Source organism: Caballeronia sp. NK8 (assembly GCF_018408855.1).
Taxonomy (GTDB): Bacteria; Pseudomonadota; Gammaproteobacteria; order Burkholderiales; family Burkholderiaceae; genus Caballeronia.
Genome location: NZ_AP024325.1, coordinates 114,837 through 133,653 on the forward strand (window position 1 = coordinate 114,837; position 18,817 = coordinate 133,653).

14 protein-coding genes and 1 pseudogene are annotated in these 18,817 nt (G+C 64.0%); 4 read left to right on the plus strand and 11 right to left on the minus strand.

Annotation, left to right across the window (positions count from 1 at the left end; all coding sequences use genetic code 11):
- Window positions 1–3: 3 nt before the first annotated feature.
- The 8 genes and pseudogenes from NK8_RS26130 to NK8_RS26165 all read right to left on the minus strand — a co-directional run bounded on the left by NK8_RS26130 (window position 4) and on the right by NK8_RS26165 (window position 8,984).
- Window positions 4–987 carry a glycosyltransferase family 2 protein gene (locus tag NK8_RS26130; protein ID WP_162070289.1) on the minus strand — a complete coding sequence of 328 codons (984 nt, stop codon included), beginning with the start codon at window positions 985–987 and terminating at the stop codon, window positions 4–6.
- A 712-nt stretch (window positions 988–1,699) separates the two neighbouring features.
- A pseudogene (locus tag NK8_RS43720) lies at window positions 1,700–2,892 on the minus strand (DUF6402 family protein).
- A gap of 88 nt (window positions 2,893–2,980) precedes the next feature.
- A complete protein-coding gene (locus NK8_RS26140) occupies window positions 2,981–3,802 on the minus strand; it encodes an SDR family NAD(P)-dependent oxidoreductase (RefSeq protein ID WP_213232608.1) in 822 nt (273 codons plus the stop codon).
- Between the two features lie 21 nt (window positions 3,803–3,823).
- A complete protein-coding gene (locus tag NK8_RS26145; RefSeq protein WP_213232609.1) occupies window positions 3,824–4,240 on the minus strand; it encodes a MaoC family dehydratase in 417 nt (138 codons plus the stop codon).
- Window positions 4,241–4,255: 15 nt separating this feature from the next.
- Window positions 4,256–4,693, minus strand: a complete 438-nt coding sequence (locus NK8_RS26150) for a MaoC family dehydratase N-terminal domain-containing protein (RefSeq protein ID WP_162070286.1) — start codon at window positions 4,691–4,693, stop codon at window positions 4,256–4,258.
- Window positions 4,693–5,880 (minus strand): lipid-transfer protein, encoded by a 1,188-nt coding sequence (locus NK8_RS26155; protein ID WP_213232610.1) that lies wholly within the window; start codon window positions 5,878–5,880, stop codon window positions 4,693–4,695. Before NK8_RS26155 ends, NK8_RS26150 begins: the two co-directional genes overlap by 1 nt.
- Window positions 5,881–5,915: 35 nt before the next feature.
- The gene (locus NK8_RS26160; RefSeq protein WP_213232611.1) at window positions 5,916–7,055 is read right to left on the minus strand and encodes an acyl-CoA dehydrogenase family protein; all 1,140 of its coding nucleotides are present in this window, start codon (window positions 7,053–7,055) and stop codon (window positions 5,916–5,918) included.
- Window positions 7,056–7,079: 24 nt separating this feature from the next.
- The gene (locus tag NK8_RS26165; RefSeq protein WP_213232612.1) at window positions 7,080–8,984 is read right to left on the minus strand and encodes a feruloyl-CoA synthase; all 1,905 of its coding nucleotides are present in this window, start codon (window positions 8,982–8,984) and stop codon (window positions 7,080–7,082) included.
- 224 nt (window positions 8,985–9,208) lie between these two features.
- Between NK8_RS26165 and NK8_RS26170 the strand changes: the two genes are divergently transcribed.
- Both NK8_RS26170 and NK8_RS26175 read left to right on the plus strand, forming a co-directional pair.
- On the plus strand, window positions 9,209–10,402 hold the full coding sequence (locus tag NK8_RS26170; protein WP_213232613.1) for an acyl-CoA dehydrogenase family protein: 1,194 nt from the start codon (window positions 9,209–9,211) through the stop codon (window positions 10,400–10,402).
- A 17-nt stretch (window positions 10,403–10,419) separates the two neighbouring features.
- On the plus strand, window positions 10,420–11,613 hold the full coding sequence (locus NK8_RS26175) for an acyl-CoA dehydrogenase family protein (RefSeq protein ID WP_213232614.1): 1,194 nt from the start codon (window positions 10,420–10,422) through the stop codon (window positions 11,611–11,613).
- Here NK8_RS26175 and NK8_RS26180 read toward each other — a convergent pair.
- The gene (locus NK8_RS26180) at window positions 11,535–14,342 is read right to left on the minus strand and encodes a LuxR C-terminal-related transcriptional regulator (RefSeq protein WP_213232615.1); all 2,808 of its coding nucleotides are present in this window, start codon (window positions 14,340–14,342) and stop codon (window positions 11,535–11,537) included. The genes NK8_RS26175 and NK8_RS26180 overlap by 79 nt on opposite strands.
- Window positions 14,343–14,667: 325 nt before the next feature.
- On the opposite strand from NK8_RS26180, the gene NK8_RS26185 reads away from it, so the two are divergent.
- Both NK8_RS26185 and NK8_RS26190 read left to right on the plus strand, forming a co-directional pair.
- Window positions 14,668–15,783 (plus strand): porin, encoded by a 1,116-nt coding sequence (locus NK8_RS26185; RefSeq protein WP_213232616.1) that lies wholly within the window; start codon window positions 14,668–14,670, stop codon window positions 15,781–15,783.
- A gap of 106 nt (window positions 15,784–15,889) precedes the next feature.
- Entirely contained in the window at window positions 15,890–16,249 is a 360-nt protein-coding gene (locus NK8_RS26190) for a BON domain-containing protein (RefSeq protein WP_225936468.1), read from the plus strand.
- Between the two features lie 66 nt (window positions 16,250–16,315).
- Here NK8_RS26190 and NK8_RS26195 read toward each other — a convergent pair whose 3' ends face one another.
- Both NK8_RS26195 and NK8_RS26200 read right to left on the minus strand, forming a co-directional pair.
- Window positions 16,316–17,743, minus strand: coding sequence for an aldehyde dehydrogenase family protein (locus tag NK8_RS26195; protein ID WP_213232617.1), 1,428 nt, complete (start codon window positions 17,741–17,743; stop codon window positions 16,316–16,318).
- A 26-nt stretch (window positions 17,744–17,769) separates the two neighbouring features.
- Window positions 17,770–18,660 carry a TauD/TfdA family dioxygenase gene (locus tag NK8_RS26200; protein ID WP_225936469.1) on the minus strand — a complete coding sequence of 297 codons (891 nt, stop codon included), beginning with the start codon at window positions 18,658–18,660 and terminating at the stop codon, window positions 17,770–17,772.
- Between the last annotated feature and the right edge of the window lie 157 nt (window positions 18,661–18,817).

Consider the following 18,817-nt stretch of genomic DNA (forward strand, 5'->3'; position numbering starts at 1 on the left):
ATGTTATCCACGCCCGAAATGACGGACGAAGCAGTAGAAAATCCACGGATGGATCTTGAGCATGGCCATCACAATGGACAGTTTCGGGCGATGATCCGAGTACATGCCGACCAGATGCGCGATGCGAAGCCTCTCGGCTACGCTGCACAGAATCGGTTTCGCCAGTCGGTAAGTCGGTGCCTTGATCGCTGTCTGAAACGCGATCGTCCTATAACCGTAGATGTATTTCAGTCTGAACAAAAGACGGCGGTAATTTCGTATCGGCATCGATTCCGTGCTCTTTTCCACGCGATCCATGATGGCAAAAAGATCTACGATCTTAGGATTGAAGCGTGTCGAAATGCCCGATTCCCTATACATATACGAATACAAGGTATCGGGCATGAGCCGCACGATCTCCGATTTGCCCAGCGTCTGCACCGAGACGCAGATATCTTCGTATATCAACCCGGTCGGATGCTCGATCGCCAGGAAGATGGATCGGCGCACCAGCTTGTTGAAGCAATAGGCCTGCAGCGATAGATCGAGAATTCTCTCGACCGCCTCCAAGCCGGTGATGATCGCATCGCCCGTTTCGACGCGGTAATTGATCTTACCTTCCGGACTGATGTTCTCGGCAGCGAAAATTACGACGTCCGCATGGTGCGCGTCCGCCTCGGCAATGACCCGGCGAATGAGGTCGCGGTGAACGTGATCGTCGCTATCGACGCACAGAACGTATTCGCCGCGCGCCGCCTGTGCGGCGATCTTGCGGGTTTCGGCGAGGCCCTTGTTCTCGCGGTTCTTAATAAACTGCCACGGAATTCGGTCTTGCTGCGCGAGGATGCGCGAGGTCATTTCGCCGGATCGATCAGGACTGCTGTCGTCGACGGCGATAATCTCGAAATCAGTGGAGGTTTGAGACAGAAGCGAATCGAGGCATTCTTCGATGTACGGCTCGACTTTGTACACAGGCAGCAAGACACTGATTTTCGGCGGTGCTGGCATAGATGTGAACCCCGCTCGTGATTTTCAGGAGAACGACAATTGACCATGGATTCTACTTCGTGTTCCGTCTCGATGTATTAGGGTTTGCTCACATACGGAACCAGACCGGGCATGCAAAGAACACCCGAAATTGGCTGTCCATCAATCGGATTTCGTGCGGGGCACGGCGCAAGGAGAGCGTCGTCACATATGGACGCCCCAAAACAAGCGATGCGAGACGACCGTACGAAGTCCCCTCGGAACGTTGTTTTGCGCCCGATTTTGGGGCGCTTCGAGTTAAATGGCCGAGGTGATTTCGATTACAGCGATGGACGCACCGCTGGCAACCTGTCGTACCAAGGAGGTGGTAATGGGATTCGGGCATTGCCCTTAATCGGGTCCCCACTGGAAAACAGGATGCCCGGACCAATGCACTGCTGGGGCAACCCCGGTCCGTCGGAAGAACATACACCGTCGGACCAAAGAAAGTCGGGAACAGGTGTGCTGAACGTGCGCTGTGCGAGCTTCTTGCCGCTTTTCGCATCGAAGACGCGTCCAACGTACTCGGAATTTCCCCCAGGAGCCCACGCAAGCAAACATCGTTCGGCTGCGTATGCGCGGTCGGGAGACTCCATTGTCTTGCACTCCGTACCGTGCGGGGTACGGTCAGTAAGGCCGAAGGATAGCGCGCCAACAACTGCAAAAAATATCGCGATATGCTTGAATGAGAGCTTCATAGGTCAATCGTGATGGGCGGAACAACCGGAACATAACGGCGATCGGAATATACGACGAAGTCGCCGCCGCGGTGGTGTTTGGCTGACCAACGCCGAAAGTCGCTGTTGTGTACGGGATAGTACACATTGCCCTTGATGACCGGATCGCAAAGGGTAACGGAAGATTCGATGTAAGGAATATAGGGAGAGGTTGCCGCGACCGCGTCGAGCGGGATGACAATCACGCCATCGGTGCTCCAGTGGCCCAGATACTGTGACCGATCGCCCTGCCGGTCGGTGAACGTGTAGTTGTCTTTCACATACACCCAGATACCCTTTACCTCGGCTCTCGTACTTCTCGACCCGACATTCCAGTGAAAGCGGGCGTGCCCGAGGGCAGCGTAGAAATTGAATGAGCCAAGCGCGCCGGTAAGATCATTGGGCACACCACTTCGGCGCATATTGCGCAGGAAGAGTTCGATCTTCTGCGCGAACGTGCCATCAACCGATGCAAGTTGGAACTGGAAGTGGCGGTGCAGTTTGGCGGTATCGTCATCGCACATATCCGCGCAATCCAACAGGGTCATGCTATTTTTGTACGGCAGGATTTTCCTTTTGAGAACCTCCTTGGCCGTCGGCGAACGAATGGCTTCAGTGATCAGATAGTCGTATTTCTCCTCGCATGAGCAAAACGGAGCACCCAGTCGAGCTTGACGGTGGTGGCGTCGTACATCTCAGGCGGGTAAGGCATGCCGTTTTGATTGATTTCCGCCGCTTCCTCGGCATCGGTTGGGGAATAGTTGAGTTTCCCGGCAAACCACCGCTCCATCAGGGTGGCCGAGACTGGCAGGAGCATCTTGCGCATAGCAGCCGGAATCTCCTGAATGTCGAACGGTGACACTGTTTCTTCCTGTCTGACGGGTCTGGGCGGTTTAACCGACCTTGGTGGGTCAGGATTCTCCAGCCAAGCTTTGAAGCGAGAGCGCAACTCGATCAGCTTCAGCAAACCATCCCCTGCTCGCGGCTTCGGCCGTGGCCGTCTCGAATGTGTCCCTGATGGTGGCTTTGGCTCCTCGCGCGTGGGGGGTGAACGATCCAGTGATAGCGAAACTTCGCGCACGATACGGGCGCCATTTTGTTTCCTCCAGCGCCAGAGCAACTTGTTGATTTTGTAATACGAGAAATTCATAAGTCGGTAAATTGCCAGCATGTTTCTCGCGTGAAAAACAAAAAAAGCACGTTCGGCCAACCTCCGAACGCGCCAAAGTGGAGCAACCCAATCCCTGAATCGAGCAGTCCTATTGCAGGTTTCCCGCCACCGCGACAGTCTGCCCGGTAATGTAGTTCGATTCCGGCGAGCAGAAGAGATAGACGCCGCCCGCCGCTTCTTCCGGTGTGCCGCCACGTCCGAGCGGATTGCGCTGCGCGTGCGATTTCAGCATGTCGGCGTTCAGGCCGACGCGAATGTCCCTGCCATCGATCTTCACGGACGCCGCCGCCTCGGTGCTCACGGTCATGCGCGTATGGATCAGGCCAAATGCGACGCAATTCACGTTGACGTTGAAACGCCCCCACTCGCGCGCCAGCGCGCGCGTCATGCCGATCACGCCCGCCTTCGCCGATGAATAGTTCATCTGCCCGGCATTGCCGTTCAGCGCCGACGTCGACGAAATATTGACGATTTTCCGATAATTCTCCCGGCCCGCTTCCTTATCAGCGGCGTGCAGCGCTTTGATATGCGGATAGGCCGCGCGCAGAATGCGGAACGGCGCGGTGAGATGACAGTCGATGATCGCGTACCACTGCTCATCGGTCATTTTCTGCACGACGTCGTCCCACGTATAACCCGCGTTATTGACGATGATGTCGATACCCTTGAACGAATTCATCGCTGTTCCGATCAGCCGGTCCGCGAAATCCGGCGCCGACACATTGCCCACACACGCCACCGCTTCCGTGCCTTGCGTGCGCAGCAGTTCCACGGTCTCCTGCGCGGGCTCGGTATCGAGATCGTTGATGACGAGGCGCGCGCCTTCACTCGCGAGCTTGAGCGCGATCGCCTGACCGATGCCGCGTCCCGAACCGGTTACCAATGCCACCTTGCCTTCGAGCTTTCCCATGATGTCTTCCCGATGAATGATTCAGAGCGCGACCACCGCGTCGCCGAGCACGCGCGGTTCGCCATATTGATTGACGGTCTGGATTTCGAGCCGCACGCGGCGTTCGCCTTCGGCTTCGAATTTCTCGGTGACCTTGCCCGTGCACGTCACGACATGTCCGAGCTGCGTAATGCCGACAAAGCGAACGCCGAGCGAGCGCAACTGCCGCTGCTCGACCCACGACGTGAGCAGCCGCCCGAGCCACGCCATCGACAACATGCCATGTGCAAACACTTCCGGCACGCCAGCGCGACGCGCATAGTCGGTGTCGATATGAATGGCGTTGTGATCGCCCGACGCACCCGCGAAAAGCGCGAGCGTCGTGCGGTTCACTGCGGGAAGCGTGAGCGACGGCAAGATGTCGCCGACGCGGATCGAATCGAAACTGATGATGCTCATTCGCCTGTTCCTCGCTTATCGCTGAACGATGACGCTGCGCAGATCGGCTACGTGCTCGCCGCGCTGGTTCGTCACGCGTGTTTCGCGCACGATGAACCACAGCGCGCCGTTCTTCTTGTCGTAGATATCCGCGATGCGGCTTTCGTAACGCAGGAGATCGCCCGCATACGCCATGCGGTGATACTCGAACGACTGCTCGCCGTGCAGAATGCGCGACGAGACGATGCCGAGTTCATCGCGCCACGCCGTCGACGACTGCTCGAATTCGAGCGAGAACAGAAACGTGGGCGGCAGCGGCAGCGTGGGATGCCCCGCGTCGTGCGCGGCGGCTTCGTCGAAATAGACCGGGTTCGTCTCGCCGATCGCCTTCGCGAAGAAGCGCAGGCGCCACGCATCCGCAGTTGCAGTGAATACCGGCAACCGCATGCCGATATGCTTCTTCTCGATCGTCATCACGCGTTGCGCTTGTAGATGGTGACGACGCCCGCGCCGCCGAGCCCAAGGTTGTGTTGCAAGGCGAGTTTCGCGCCCTGAACTTGCCGATCGCCCGCCGTGCCGCGCAACTGATGCGTCAGCTCGAAGCATTGCGCGAGTCCCGTCGCGCCGAGCGGATGGCCCTTCGACAGCAGTCCGCCCGACGGATTGGTCACCCACTTGCCGCCGTAGGTGTTGTCGCCATCCATGACGAGGCGCTCGCCTTCGCCTTCCTTGCACAGGCCGAGTCCTTCGTAGGTCAGCAACTCGTTCTGCGCGAAGCAGTCGTGAAGTTCGATCACGTCGATGTCCTCGGGGCCGACGCCCGCCTGCTCGTAAGCCTGCTGTGCCGCATTGCGCGTGATGTCGAAGCCCACGACGCGGATCATGTCGCCCGCGTCATACGTGCTCGGCAGATCGGTGGCGAGCGACTGGCCCGCGATCATCACATCGCTGCGCAAGCCGTGTTTGCGCGCGAAGGCCTCGGACACGAGAATGGCCGCAGCGCCGCCGCAGGTCGGCGGGCACGCCATCAGGCGCGTCAGCACGCCTTCCCACAGCACCGGCGCATTCATCACGTCTTCGGTCGACACGACATTGCGAAACACCGCGAGCGGATTGCGCGCCGCGTGCTCGCTCGCCTTCGCGCGAATGCGCGCGAACGTCTCCAGCTTGGTGCCGTACTTGCGCATATGCGCGAGGCCCGCGCCCGCGAACTGGCGGATCGCGGTGGGAATCTCCGTGTGGCCGACGAGCTTGTTGGTCAGATCGAGCGCGCGTTCGAGCGCGGGCGCGCGGTCATTCCATTTCGACGACAGCGCGCCCGGCTGCATGAATTCGAAGCCTACGGCGAGCGCGCAATCGACCGCGCCGGATTCGACGGCCTGGCGCGCGAGAAAGAGCGCGGACGAACCCGTCGCACAGTTGTTGTTGACGTTGATGACCGGCACGCCCGTCATGCCGACGCGATAGATCGCTTTCTGTCCGCACGTCGAGTCGCCATAGACATAGCCGGCATAGGCTTGCTGGATGGCCTTGAAGTCGAGGCCAGCGTCGGCGAGCGCATCGCGGATCGCGATTTCGCCCATCACGTCGTACGGCTCGCTCGCGCCCGGCTTCTTGAACGGGATCATGCCGACACCTGCGACATACACCTTGCGACTCATGTGCTTCTCCTTCAGTGATTGAGACTTCGATGGATTCACAGCTTGCGCGAGATGAGATCGCGCATGACCTCGCTCGCGCCGCCGTAGATGCGCGACACGCGGGCATCGACGAATGCGCGGGCGACCGGATACTCGAGCATGTAGCCGTAGCCGCCATGCAGTTGCACCATCTCGTCGAGCGCCTTGCCGAGCGCTTCGGTGGCGAAGAGCTTCGCGATCGCGGATTCCTCGAGCGTCAGACGGCGGCGCATGTGCACGTCGAGGTAGTGATCGACCATCAGCCGCACGGCGATGGCCTGCGCCTTGATGTCGGCGAGCTTGAATTTGGTGTTCTGGAAGTCCCACACGGTCTGATTGAACGCGCGGCGATCCTTCACATAGTTCAGCGTGTGTTCGAGGCACGTTTCGAGCCGCGCGGCCGCGCCGACCGCAATGTTCAGGCGCTCCTGCGGCAATTCGGCCATCAGATACGCGAAGCCCTTGCCTTCCTCGCCGAGTCGGTTCTCGACCGGCACGCGCACATCGTCGAAGAAGAGTTCGGCGGTGTCCTGCGCGTGCATGCCGATCTTGTCGAGCTTGCGGCCGCGCCGGAAGCCTTCGCGCGTCGTCTCGACGACGATCAGGCTCACGCCCTTCGCGCCCGCGCCCGGGTCCGTCGTGCAGACGACCACGACGAGATCCGCATTCAGCCCATTCGTGATGAAGGTCTTGCTGCCGTTGATGACGTAGTGGTCGCCGTCGCGGCGCGCGCTGGTTCGCACCGCTTTCAGATCGCTGCCGGTGCCGGGTTCGGTCATCGCGATGGCGAGAATCTGTTCACCCGTGCAGATGCCGGGCAGCCAGCGTTGCTTCTGCTCCTCGCTGCCGATGCGCGCGATATACGGCGCGACGATATCCGAATGCACCGCGAAGCCTGGCCCGCTCACGCCCGCGCGCGTCATTTCCTCATTGACGACGACCACATGGCCGAAATCGCCGCCGCCGCCGCCGTATTCGGCCGGAATCGAGACGCACAAGAGGCCCTGCTTTCCCGCCTTCAGCCAGGTTTCGCGATCCACGCGTCCGGCCTTGTCCCAGGCCGCCTGATGCGGAACACACTCGCGCTCGAAGAAACGGCGAGCAGTAGTGCGAAGCATTTCGTGATCGTCCCGAAAGACGGTGCGTTCGATGTGCATGTCGAGAATCCTGGAAGGTGAGTTCTATTTCTTCGCGTGACGCGGAATGGCGCCTGTGCACGCGACGTTCGAAGCGGGATCGGCCAGATACAGCGCGTCGATCAGATGCGCCCGGCGCGCGCGCGTGACCGCCTGATTCACGTAGCCTTTGTCGGCGATTTCGTTGGCGTCGAGCGAGGGCGGCTCGGCCAGCAACATCAGCCGCTCGATGACGAGCGTCGCGCCACGCGCCTTCTGTTGCGAAAGGCGCCGGCTCAGTTCGGCGACGACGAGCGGATGCGCGGCGAGCGCGCCGGCGTCGAGCGACGCGAGCTCGGGCGCGATGCGCTGGCACGCCGCGACGTTCGGCCAGGCGAGCGCGGTGAGAAAGTCGCGATCGTGCCCGCAGATCACCGCGTCCGTCAGAAGGGGCGCGCAGCAGTCGATGAGCGCGAGCCGCAGCGCGCCGGTGCGAACCCATGAGCCGTTCGCGAGCTTGAAGTCTTCGACGGTGCGGCCCGCGAAGATCATGCCCTGGGCCGGATCGGCGGGATCGGCCAGACGCACGGCGTCGCCGAAGCGGAAGTAGCCTTCGTCATCGAACGCGGCCGCGGTGAGTTCCGGTTGCCCGATGTAACCGCCGAACACGTTCGGGCCGCGCATGCGTATTTCATAGCGGCCGTCGCCGCCTTCAAGCGGCACGAGCTTCACTTCCGAGCCGAGCGCGGGCGTGCCGATGTTGCCGGGCGTATCCGTCGGCCAGCTGCAATACGTGCCCATGCCGGACGTTTCCGTCGATGCGAGACCGGTGCAGAACGTGATCCGCGCGCCAATGGTCTTCTCCGCCACGTTCTGGATGCGCTTCCACACTTCGGCCGGCATGCTCGCGCCGCCGTAGCCGAAAAAGCTCGCCTTCGCGAAGAGGCTTTCGGCCAGTTGCGGATCGCGTTCGAGTTCGGTGGCGAGCACGGTCCATGCGGACGGCACGCTCGTGAAGATGGTCGGCGACACTTCGCGCAGATTGCGCACGGTGCGCTCGATCATGCCGGGCAGGGGGCGGCCATCGTCGATGTAATGCGTCGCGCCGAACTGGATCGCGCGGCCGAGATGCAGCACGCCGCCGAGACCGTGATGCCACGGCAGCCAGTCGAGAAATACGGGCTGCGCGTCGAGCAGCCATGCGAAGCTGTCCGAGTAATACGCGGCGACCGCGCCCAGATTGCCGTACGTGAGGCGCACGGCTTTCGGCAGCCCCGTGGAGCCGGAGGTGAAGAGCACGCGGGCAGTGTCATCGTGATCCATGGCGGCATGGGCGCGCTCGACAGCGCGCTGGCGCGTCTCGTCGAACGGGCCGTCCGTGAGCGCGTCCCATGCGAACTGACCTTGCGTTGCGCCATCGACGGCGATAACGGGCACGCCCTTCAGATTCAGCGCGCCGAGCGCCCGCGCATACGGCGCGACCGACTGCACGAACACCGCGCCGGGCGGGACCAGCTCGCAGATGGCCTTGAGGCGCGCGAAATCCTTGCTCATCAGCGCATAGGTGGGCGATACCGGCGCAGCCGGAATGCCCGCGTATTCGGCCGCAAGCAGCAACACGGCCTGCTCGATGGAATTGCCCGACAGCAGCATGAGCGGGCGCTGCGCGTTCAGTCCCATGTCCAGCAGCGCGGCCGCCACCGCCCGCACTTGCTGCCACAGTTCGCGCCAGCTCAGCGAGCGCCAAGCACCGTGCTTGTCGCGCTCGCAGAACGCGGCGCTGTCGCCGCGCTGCGCCGCCCAGCCCGGAATGAAATCCGCGAACGAGCGCTGTTCGATGCGCGGCAGCGCGCGGGCGCTGCGGAGAATCAACGTGCTGTCCGCGCGATGCTCGACGAGCGTCTGCCGCTCTGGAAACCGCACAGGACGATAAGACGGTGCCACCTTGCCGCTTGCTTCGAGCGTGCTCATTACATCTGTCTCCCGAGCATGGATGCTTTTGCCGGATGCGGCCACGAGGCCGCGCGCCGTTCCCGGCTGTTGATTTGTCGATTCCGCCGTACGACGGCTCGCTTGCCCTTCGATGAAGGATAGGGGAGGCGCACCGGCGGGTGACCACCCGAGGTGGGTGGCGGTCCGGCGCGCCGTACCGCGTATCGTGAGTCTGTCTGGATGCGCGTCAACGAGGATGTTCAATGGACCTGAGTTATTCGAAAGAGGAACTCGCGTTTCGCGATTCCATCCGCGCATTTCTGCGTGATCGCCTTCCCGGCGATCTGCGCGACAAGGTGCTGAATCATCGCCCTCTCGAGCGCGACGATACGGTGCGCTGGCAGCGCATCCTGCATGCGCAGGGCTGGGGCGCGCCCGGCTGGCCCGAGGCTTTCGGCGGTACCGGCTGGACGGCGCTGCAACGGCTGCTGTTCGATATCGAATGCGGCCTCGCCGGGGCGCCGCGCCAGTTGCCGTTCGGCCTCAACATGATCGGGCCGGTGCTGATGAAATTCGGCAGCGCCGCGCAGCAGGCGCGCCATCTGCCGCGCATCCTGTCGGCGCAGGACTGGTGGTGCCAGGGCTATTCCGAGCCGGGCGCGGGCTCGGATCTCGCCTCGCTCAAGACGCGCGCGGTGCGCGCGGGAGACCATTACATCGTGACCGGGCAGAAGACCTGGACCACGTATGCGCAGCACGCGGACTGGATGTTCTGCCTCGCGCGCACCGATACCGGGGCGAAGCAGCAGAACGGCATTTCGCTGTTGCTCATCGAGATGAAATCGCCCGGCATCACGGTGCGCCCGATCGACACGCTCGAAGGCGCCGCCGATGTCAACGAGGTCTGGCTCGACGACGTTCAAGTGCCCGCCGCGCATCTCGTCGGCGAGGAGAACCACGGCTGGACGTACGCGAAGTATCTGCTCGGCCACGAGCGCACGGGCATTGCGGGCATCGGACATTGCCGGCGGGAATTGCGTTACGTGAAGGCGCTGGCGCAGCGCGAGCGCCGCAACGGCAGGCCGCTCTCGGACGACGTGCGTATCCGAGAAAGGATCGCGCGCATCGAGGCCGAAGTCATGGCGCTGGAGATGCTGCTGATGCGCGTGGCGTCGGAGGCGAGTCAGCGCGGCGCGGGCGTGGAGTCGTCGATTCTCAAGATTCGCGGCTCGGAGTTGCAGCAAGCGCTGTCGGCGTTGCAGGTCGACATCGCCGGGCCGAACGCGCTGCCGTTCTCGCCCGCCTGGCTCGCGGACGGCTTCGACGGCTGGACGCCCGCGCCTGGCTACGGCGCGAACATCGGCAGCTTCTATCTCGACATGCGCAAGCCGACCATCTACGGTGGCACGAACGAAGTGCAGAAGGAAATCATCGCGAAAGCGGTTCTCGATCTCTAGAACGGGCGGGCGGCAAGATGGACTTTTCATATAGCGAAGAGCAGCGTCAACTCGCGGACAGCCTGAGACGCTTCACCGAGGAACGCTATCCGATCGACGCGCGCCGCCACGCGGTGCGCAATCCCGACGGCTTCAGCCGCGATGCGTGGCGCACCTATGCGGACTTCGGTGTACTCGGGCTGACGATCGCGTCCGACTACGGCGGCTTCGACGGCACCGCCACTGATACCTTCGCCGTGCAGTTCGAAGCCGGACGCGCGCTGCTTCCCGAGCCGCTGATTCCCTGCGCAGTGATGGCGGCTGGTCTGATTCAACGTTTCGGCTCGGACGCGCAGCGGCAAGCGTGGTTGCCGGCGATTGCCGAGGGCCGCGAGATCGTCACGCTCGCGTATCAGGAACCAGAGAGCCGCTACGACTACGCGCAGCCGGAGACCACGGCGCGCGTGCAGGATGACGGCTTCGTCCTCGACGGCCACAAGGTGCACGTGTGGCACGGCGGGGCCGCGCACTCGCTGATCGTCTCGGCGTGGAATGCGTCCATTCAGGCCGTGTCGCTGTTCATCGTGCCGACAGCGGCGGCGGGTGTGACCGTGCGCGCCTATCCGACGCTCGATGGCGAGCGCGCCGCCGAAGTCACGCTGCAGGCGGTGCGCGTGCCGCAACGGGCGATGCTCGGCGACGGCGCGGCGATGCTCGAAGCGGCGCTGGAGTTGGGCATCGCGGCGTCGTGCGCAGCCAGCGCGGGGGCGATGGAACGCCTGATCGAGATGACTTCCGAGTATCTGTGCACGCGCAAGCAGTTCGGACAGGCGCTCGGACGCTTTCAGGCGCTGCGTCACCGGCTGGCGGACATGCTCGTGCAGAAGGAACTCGCGCTGTCGATGGCGCATCTGGCCGCATCCGCCATCGGCGAAACGGACGCGACCGAGCGGCGCCGCATGATCTCGTCGGCGAAGCTGATCGTGAGCCGCGCGGCGCGCTTCATCGGCGAGCAGGCCGTGCAGTTGCACGGCGGCATGGGCGTCACGGCGGAACTGGCTGTCGGCGACTACTTCAAGTATCTGACGGCGGCTTCGCTGCGCCTCGGCGATGCGGATTTTCACGCCGACGTGCTCGCGAATCTGCCGCTCGATCACGCGCCCTCGCTCAGCGCGAGATCCCGCGAACGCGCGACGGCTTCGTCGCGGCTCGACACGCCGAGCTTGCTGTAGATGTTTTTCAGGTGCCATTTGACCGTCTCGGGCGAAATGCCCATCGTCCGGGCGATCTTCTTGTTCGGCAGCGCCTGCGCGAGCAGGCTCAGCACTTTCGTCTCGCGCGCGCTCAGAAGGTCGTGCACTTTCGCATCGCCGGAACGTGCCTTCGGTTTCGTCGAGGCCGCTTGTGCCGCGGTGGCGCGGGCGTGCACATCGCGCAGGCGATCCGCGTAGAACTGCAACACGGCGTCCTGCGGCGCGTCCTTGCTCACGCGGACGATCAGATCGGGCACGGCAGGATCGGCGTCGAGCAGCGTCCGCACGAGGCCGAGACGATGCCCGAGACGCATCGCCGACAGCATCAGCCTGCGCGCCGAACCCGCGTCGCCGAGCCCCTGCGCCGCGACGGCTTTCTGCGCTTCGAGGAACGCGAGCCGCCGTTGCCAGCCGCGCTCACGGCATGATTCGATCAGCGGCGAAAGCGCATGCGCCGCGGCGTCGTAGTCCTCGTGGATGAGACGCCAGTCGACGTGCGCCTGCTGCGCGATCACCCGAAATTCCACCCATGCCGATGTCGACGTGTGCGACGCGGCGCGCGCCGCCAGCGCGTCGAGCCGCGCGAGGTGCGCCTGAGCGGCGTCGAACTGGCCGCGTTGCAGATCACGCCGGACGCGCAGCGCCAGACAATGCGCGAGCACGCGGCGCAGATCGTGCCGCGTCGAGTAGTCTTCGAGCCGGTCGAGGCACGCGATGGCATCGAGCCGATGACCCGCGAGCCAATGCGACGCCGACAGTACCGTCAGCACGCTCATCACCGAATCGGGAAACGAAACGCGCTCGATCACGTCGAGGCGCTCTTCGAGCAGCTTGCGCGCCTGATCCGCTTCGCCCGATTCGTAGAGCACTTCGCCCAGCAAGGCCGTTGCGAGCGCGGACGCTTCGGCCGCCGCGCTGCCACGCTGTTCGGCTTCGTACAGCACGTCGCGGCACACGCGCTCGGTCTGCAGCAGATCGCCTTGCAGCAGATGGCTCAAACCGGCGAGCGCGCGCCCGCTCAACACGCCCGCCGACGTGCCCATGATCGGCGTGCCATCGGGCAACGCGGCCGCGCGCTCCGTCTGGACGCGACACGCTTCGTCGAAATCGCTGCGCCGCGCATGGATCCACGAGAGCAGATTGTTGCGCGCGCCGACGATGATGCCCTGCGCGTCGTGCGGCAGCGCGCGCAGATGCGGCAGCAGTTCGCAGGCGGCGTCGAGATCGTCGCGTTGAACCGCGAGCGCCGCGTGCAGCAGCGTCAGGCGATAGCGCGACTGGGTGTCGTCGGGCGCGAGATCGCTCGCCAGCCGCTCGATCGCGCTTTCGCATGCTTCGAACTCGCGCGCGTAGAGATGCAGGTGGATCATCCAGAGCCGCAGGCCGACGCGCGCCTGAATCTCCGCTTGCGGCAACAGGCGCATCAGCGCGACGACCTTGCGCAAGTCGCCGCGCAACTGCAGGCTGCGCGCGATATGGGCGACGAGATCCGCCGCCGCCGCGGGTTCGCCGGCGAGCATGGCGTGGCGCACGGCTTCATCGGCGTGATCGTGCGCCTGAAACCATCGCCACGCCGCCTGATGCACCTGCCGCCGCTGCGCCTCGCTGCGCGTGCGGAAGCGTTCGAGCAGAGTTTCGCGAAACAGCGGATTCAGCCGATACCACGCGTGATGCGCATCGTGACCGGCGGGCGCGAGAAAGAGATTGTCGCTCTCGAGGCGCGCGAGCAGTTTCAGCACGTCGCCGGAATCATCGGCGCCGCCGAGCAGCGCGACGCACAACGGCGCACAAAGCCGTTCGCACACGGCCATGCGGACGAGCAGTTCGACTTCGCTCGACGCGAGCCGCGACAGCACTTCGCGCTCGAAATATTCCGCGAAGGTGTGGACATCGAGAAGCTGCGTGTCCGCGGGCGGATCATCGGGCGCGGACGGCACTGGTGCGGCTTTCCTGCGCCTCGCGCCGACCACCATCAGTTGCAGCCCGGCGACCCAGCCGTCGGTGAGTTCGTGCATCTGGCGCGCCTCGCGCGAGCCGATTTCCGGACATTGCGACTTGAGAAACGCTCGCGATTCCGCCATCGAAAAGCGCAGGTCGCGCAGGTCCAGTTCGAGCAGCAAGCCCGCGTCGCGAATGCGCCCGACCGACAGCGGAATCGCCCCGCGCGACGCGAGCACGACATGCAGATTCGGCGGCGCGTAGTCGAGCAGCCACTGCAGCGACCGATGACAGCGCCGCTGCGTCAGGCGATGCAGATCGTCGAGCACCAGCACGAGATCGCCCTGACGGCTCGCGATGCGGCGCACCAGCGCGATGATCGTGCGCTCGATCGCTTCGTCGTCCATGCCGCGGCCGCCGAGTAACGCGGCGTCGCGCGAAATCGCCGGATCGACTTGCGCGAGGCTCGCGGCCAGCGCGTCGAGAAAGCGGGCGAGGTCGTCGATTTCGTCCGAGAGCGTGAGCCACGCGACCTGAAACGCGAGCGGATAGAGCGCCTCGCGCCACGCAATGAGCGCCGTGGTTTTGCCATAGCCCGCCGGGCCCTGCACGACGATGCAGCGCTTGCGGCGCGCCTCGACGAGTTGCGCGACGAGCCGCTCGCGGCCCACGACCAGCGTCGACACGCGCGGCGACGCACAGGCGACGGGCGGCGTCGCCGCGTCATCAAGATCATGATTCGGATTGCGAATAATGATTGTTTCAGTCATCAAGCACCTGCGTCATTAATTATGGGCCTCTACGGTTGATTCTAGCCTTCGGGACGCGCGCTGCCCGCTAGGGAACATGTGTAGGGCGCATAACCCCGTATATCGGAACCAAGCACTTGCTTGTGAGTCGCGCGAGTGATAGTCGGGAAAGCGAATCAATGGCTGGAGTGATGCGGGTATTCCCGTGCCTACTCGCTTCGGGTAGTGGTGCGTTCGTGCCCGGCTGCAACACTGCTTTGGAATAGGTCGGCGCAGCATCGGTGTGCGTTGCGCGACGCGATCGCGCGCGCCGGGCAGACCAGACACCCACAACGAGGAGACACTCATGCGTTTCATCACGAAGAGCGTTGCTGGCGCGGCGCTCGCGGTTGCGGCCGGCAGCGCGGCGGCGCAATCCAGCGTGACCCTTTACGGCGTCGCCGATGCATTTGTACAGTGGTTCAACAACGGCGGCACGCAGTCCTGGTCGATGCGAAGCGGCGGCAACAGCGGCTCGATGGTCGGTCTGAAAGGCAGCGAAGATCTCGGTGGCGGCCTCAAGGCGGTCTTCACGCTCGAAAACGGCTACAACATCAACAACGGCACGTTCTTCGCGGACTCCTCGGCGATGTTCTATCGCCAGGCGTGGGTCGGCCTGACGCACGAGAAATACGGTTCGCTGTCGCTCGGCAGGCAATATCAGCCGACGTTCTGGTCGCTCTATCCGACCGATCCGTTCCGCGCGAACGAAGTGCTCTCGCCGCTCGCGGCGTCGTCGACCACGTTCGACCGCAACACGATGGCCACGCAGACCGGCGGCGGACGTTCGAGCAACGCGATCGTCTACAAGTCGCCCAATCTCAGCGGCTTTCAGTTGTGGGGCATGTATGCGCTCGCCGCTTCCGTCACGCAGCCGTATCCGCAATCGACCGGCAACATGCTGGACATCGCCGGAACGTATTCGGGTTACGGTCTGTACGTGGGCCTGTCGTATCAGTTCCAGCATCCGGGCTCGAAAAGCATTCCGGGCTTGCCCGCCGCGGTCAATACCGTCTCGGTCGAGCATTACACCGGCGCGCTCGCTTACCGCATCGGCATCGTGAATCTGCAATTCAACTATACGTATCACAAGCCGGAAGACCCGGCCGCCGGTTCGGTCGCCGCGCGCCTGAACGCGGCGCATCCGTTCAGCGTCGCGGAACTCGGGGCGACGATCCAGGCGACGCCCGCCGACGCCATCGAAATCGCAGGCTTCCAGCGGCTCGTGCGTGGCGTGCACGACAACACGTGGGGCGTGCAGGTCGGCGCGGATCACAGCATCTCGAAGCGCACGTCCTTCTATGCGCGCGCGGGCTACATGAAGAATAACGGACTCGCGACGACGACCTGGCCCGGCCTCACGGCGATCGGGCCGGGCGAGAAGCAGACGCTCGTCGGCGTCGGTGTGTCGCATCGCTTCTGATTCACATCGGGCGCGCTTCGTCCGGGCTTGCGGGCGCGGCGAAGCGCGCGTGGCAGGGTTCATCGCATCGAATATCGGTACAACGATCATGGCAACCAACGACACTATGAAATTCCTTCGAACCGGCAAGCTGATGATCGCGCTCGCCGCACTCAGCGCTTCTTTTTGCGTTCACGCGCAGGAGGCGGCGTCGACGCCTGTCGCATCGGCGGCGACGTCCACTGCGAGCGCGGGCAAGGCATCGTCCAAAGCGGCGGATCGCGCGTTGCGCCGGCGCATTCTCACCGCGCTCGGAAAGGCGAAAGGCATGCGCGCGGGCGGCGTCACGGTGCGCGCGACCAATGGCGACGTGCTCCTGGAAGGCTGGGTGCCCGAAGAGGCGCAGATCGAACAGGCGACGCGCGTCACGCAAGGCGTGCAAGGCGTGAAGTCGGTGCGCAATGCGCTGACGCTCTCGACGTTCTGATCGAGCCGCTTTCGCTATTTTGTTCTCGCCCCGCGCCGGTCAATACGCCGACGCGGGGCGATTCACTTACACGCAGCCCGCGATCGACTTCGTTTCGAGGAACTCGGACAGGCCGTGCTCGCCGAACTCGCGGCCGTTGCCGGAAGCTTTGTAGCCGCCGAACGGCGCGTTCAGGTCGAGCGTCGCTCCGTTGAGCATTACCGCGCCCGCGCGCAGACGTGCGGCCATGCGCCGCGCGCGCGCCGGGTCTGCCGACGAAACATAGGCCGCGAGCCCGAAATCCGTATCGTTGGCGATGTCGATGGCTTCGTCCTCGGTTGCGTACGGAATCATCACGACGACCGGCCCGAAGATTTCCTCGCGCGCGATGCTCATGTCGTTATGCACGTTCGCGAACACGGTCGGGCGCGCGTAGAAGCCGCGCGTGAGCGTCGACGGCCGGCCGGGGCCGCCTGCCACGACCGTCGCGCCTTCGTCGATACCCTGCTGGATCATCTGCTGCACGCGCTCGTACTGACGGCGATTCGAGATCGGGCCGACTTTGGTGTCGGGCAGCATCGGATCGCCGACCTTCAGTGCGTTCGCCGTCGCCGCTGCGATTGCCACGGCCTGCGCGTACAGATGCTTGGGCACCAGCATGCGCGTGGGCGCGATGCAGGTCTGGCCGGAGTTGATCATGCAGGCGATCACGCCGCCCGGTACAGCGCTTTTCAGATCGGCGTCGTCGAGGATCACGTTCGGCGATTTGCCGCCCAGCTCCTGCGTCACGCGCTTGACGGTCGGCGCGGCCTTCAGCGCGACGTCGACGCCCGCGCGCGTCGAACCGGTGATCGACACCATGTCGATGCCGCGATGCCGGGCGAGCGCGCCTCCGATTTCGGCGCCATCGCCGTAGAGCATGTTGAACACGCCCGCAGGCACGTCGGCATCGTGCATGATCTGCGCGAAGAGTTCGGCGTCGAGCGGCGTGATCTCCGATGGCTTCAGCACGATGGTGCAGCCCGCCGCGAGCGCGGGCGCGACCTTCGCGGCGATCTGGTTGAGCGGCCAGTTCCACGGCGTGATCAGCGCCGCAACGCCGATGGCCTCGCGCACGATCTGCGTCGCGCCGCGTTCGGTGACGAACGGGAAGCCTTGCAGCGCGGTCAGGGTGCCGTGAAACTGGCCGAGCCCGGCGGGCGCCTGCTTTTCGCGCGCGAGCCATGACGGCGCGCCCATTTCGGTGGTGATCGCGTCGGCGAGCGCGCCGATGCGCTCCTTGTACAGCGCCATCACGCGTCGGAGCAACGCCGCGCGCGTCTCGACGCTCGTGCGCGACCAGGCGGGAAACGCGGCGCGCGCGGCCGCGACCGCGGACTCGACATCGGCGTTCGTGCCCATCGCCACGCGCCCGACGACTTCCTCCGTCGCGGGATTGACGATATCGGCAAAGCGCGCGCCGACGGCCGGCTCGACCCATCGTCCGCCGATATAGAACCTGTTCAAGTCTTTCATGGCATCTCCATTGCGCGGCGACGCGCTCAGACCGGACGGTCGCCGATGATCGTCGCGCGCATCATGCGGCGCACGGCGGGGTAATAGTCCTGCACCGCGTAGTGCTGGGCCGCGCGGTTGTCCCAGAAGGCGATCGTGTTGGGTTCCCACTTCAGGCGCACCTGATATTCCGGCGCCGCGGCCTGCCGGAACAGGTACTGGAGCAGGTCCATCTCGGCCAGCTTGAGATCGAAGCCGAAGCGGAACGCAGTGGTATCGGCGAAATTGGCGAAGTGCGTGGTGAACGCTTCGTTCACGAAGAGAATCTTCTCGCCCGATTCCGGATGTGCGCGCACGACCGGATGCGTGACTGGCGGATTGCGCGTGCGCACGCCCACGCGCTGCTCGGGCGACAGAACCTTGCCGAACAGCGGCAGCATGTCGTGCACCGCCTGCAGATTCACGATGCGCGTCTTCACGTCCTCGGGCAGCTTTTGATACGCGAGCGCCATGTTGACCCAGATGGTGTCGCCGCCGACGCGCGGGCATTCGACGCAACGCAGGATCGAGCCCATCGACGGCACTTCGCGCCACGAAACGTCGCTGTGAAAGATGTTTTCGTGGCCGCGCTTTTCGCCCGATTTGTCGAACAGGACGAGTTCCGGATGATCCGGGTGATGGGCGAAAACCGGATGCACTTCCAGCTTGCCGAAGCGCTGCGCAAGCGCGACGTGTTGCGCCGCCGTGATTTCCTGGTCGCGGAAGAACAACACCTTGTAGCGGATGAGCGCGCGGCGCAGCGCGAGACAGGCCGGTTCGCCGAGCGGCTCGCGCAAATCGATGCCGCCGATATACGCGCCGATCGCCGGAGTCGCGCGCTCGACGGTGAAGGGCCAGTTTTCATCGCGCTCGTCAGCGGCTGGAACGGCTTGCAGCATGGTGTTCTCCTGTGGATCGGGCGTCGCCAAAGGAGGTTCGCGAGCGGCGACGCTCGTTGGCATCGTCGCACCACCTGTCATAACAGGTATACCGGGCAAAACCCCTAGCCTGTCATGACAGCTACAATCGTCGCTATCGTTGCCGTCCATCGAACAG

What these genes read in the sequence shown, in the direction of transcription:
- NK8_RS26180 (WP_213232615.1), bottom strand. Translation starts at nt 14,342, where the DNA reads ATGACTGAAACAATCATTATTCGCAATCCGAATCATGATCTTGATGAC.
- NK8_RS26130 (WP_162070289.1), bottom strand. Translation starts at nt 987, where the DNA reads ATGCCAGCACCGCCGAAAATCAGTGTCTTGCTGCCTGTGTACAAAGTC.
- NK8_RS26190 (WP_225936468.1), top strand. Translation starts at nt 15,890, where the DNA reads ATGAAATTCCTTCGAACCGGCAAGCTGATGATCGCGCTCGCCGCACTC.
- NK8_RS26150 (WP_162070286.1), bottom strand. Translation starts at nt 4,693, where the DNA reads ATGACGATCGAGAAGAAGCATATCGGCATGCGGTTGCCGGTATTCACT.
- NK8_RS26195 (WP_213232617.1), bottom strand. Translation starts at nt 17,743, where the DNA reads ATGAAAGACTTGAACAGGTTCTATATCGGCGGACGATGGGTCGAGCCG.
- NK8_RS26165 (WP_213232612.1), bottom strand. Translation starts at nt 8,984, where the DNA reads ATGAGCACGCTCGAAGCAAGCGGCAAGGTGGCACCGTCTTATCGTCCT.
- NK8_RS26155 (WP_213232610.1), bottom strand. Translation starts at nt 5,880, where the DNA reads ATGAGTCGCAAGGTGTATGTCGCAGGTGTCGGCATGATCCCGTTCAAG.
- NK8_RS26200 (WP_225936469.1), bottom strand. Translation starts at nt 18,660, where the DNA reads ATGCTGCAAGCCGTTCCAGCCGCTGACGAGCGCGATGAAAACTGGCCC.
- NK8_RS26175 (WP_213232614.1), top strand. Translation starts at nt 10,420, where the DNA reads ATGGACTTTTCATATAGCGAAGAGCAGCGTCAACTCGCGGACAGCCTG.
- NK8_RS26145 (WP_213232609.1), bottom strand. Translation starts at nt 4,240, where the DNA reads ATGAGCATCATCAGTTTCGATTCGATCCGCGTCGGCGACATCTTGCCG.
- NK8_RS26185 (WP_213232616.1), top strand. Translation starts at nt 14,668, where the DNA reads ATGCGTTTCATCACGAAGAGCGTTGCTGGCGCGGCGCTCGCGGTTGCG.
- NK8_RS26140 (WP_213232608.1), bottom strand. Translation starts at nt 3,802, where the DNA reads ATGGGAAAGCTCGAAGGCAAGGTGGCATTGGTAACCGGTTCGGGACGC.
- NK8_RS26160 (WP_213232611.1), bottom strand. Translation starts at nt 7,055, where the DNA reads ATGCACATCGAACGCACCGTCTTTCGGGACGATCACGAAATGCTTCGC.
- NK8_RS26170 (WP_213232613.1), top strand. Translation starts at nt 9,209, where the DNA reads ATGGACCTGAGTTATTCGAAAGAGGAACTCGCGTTTCGCGATTCCATC.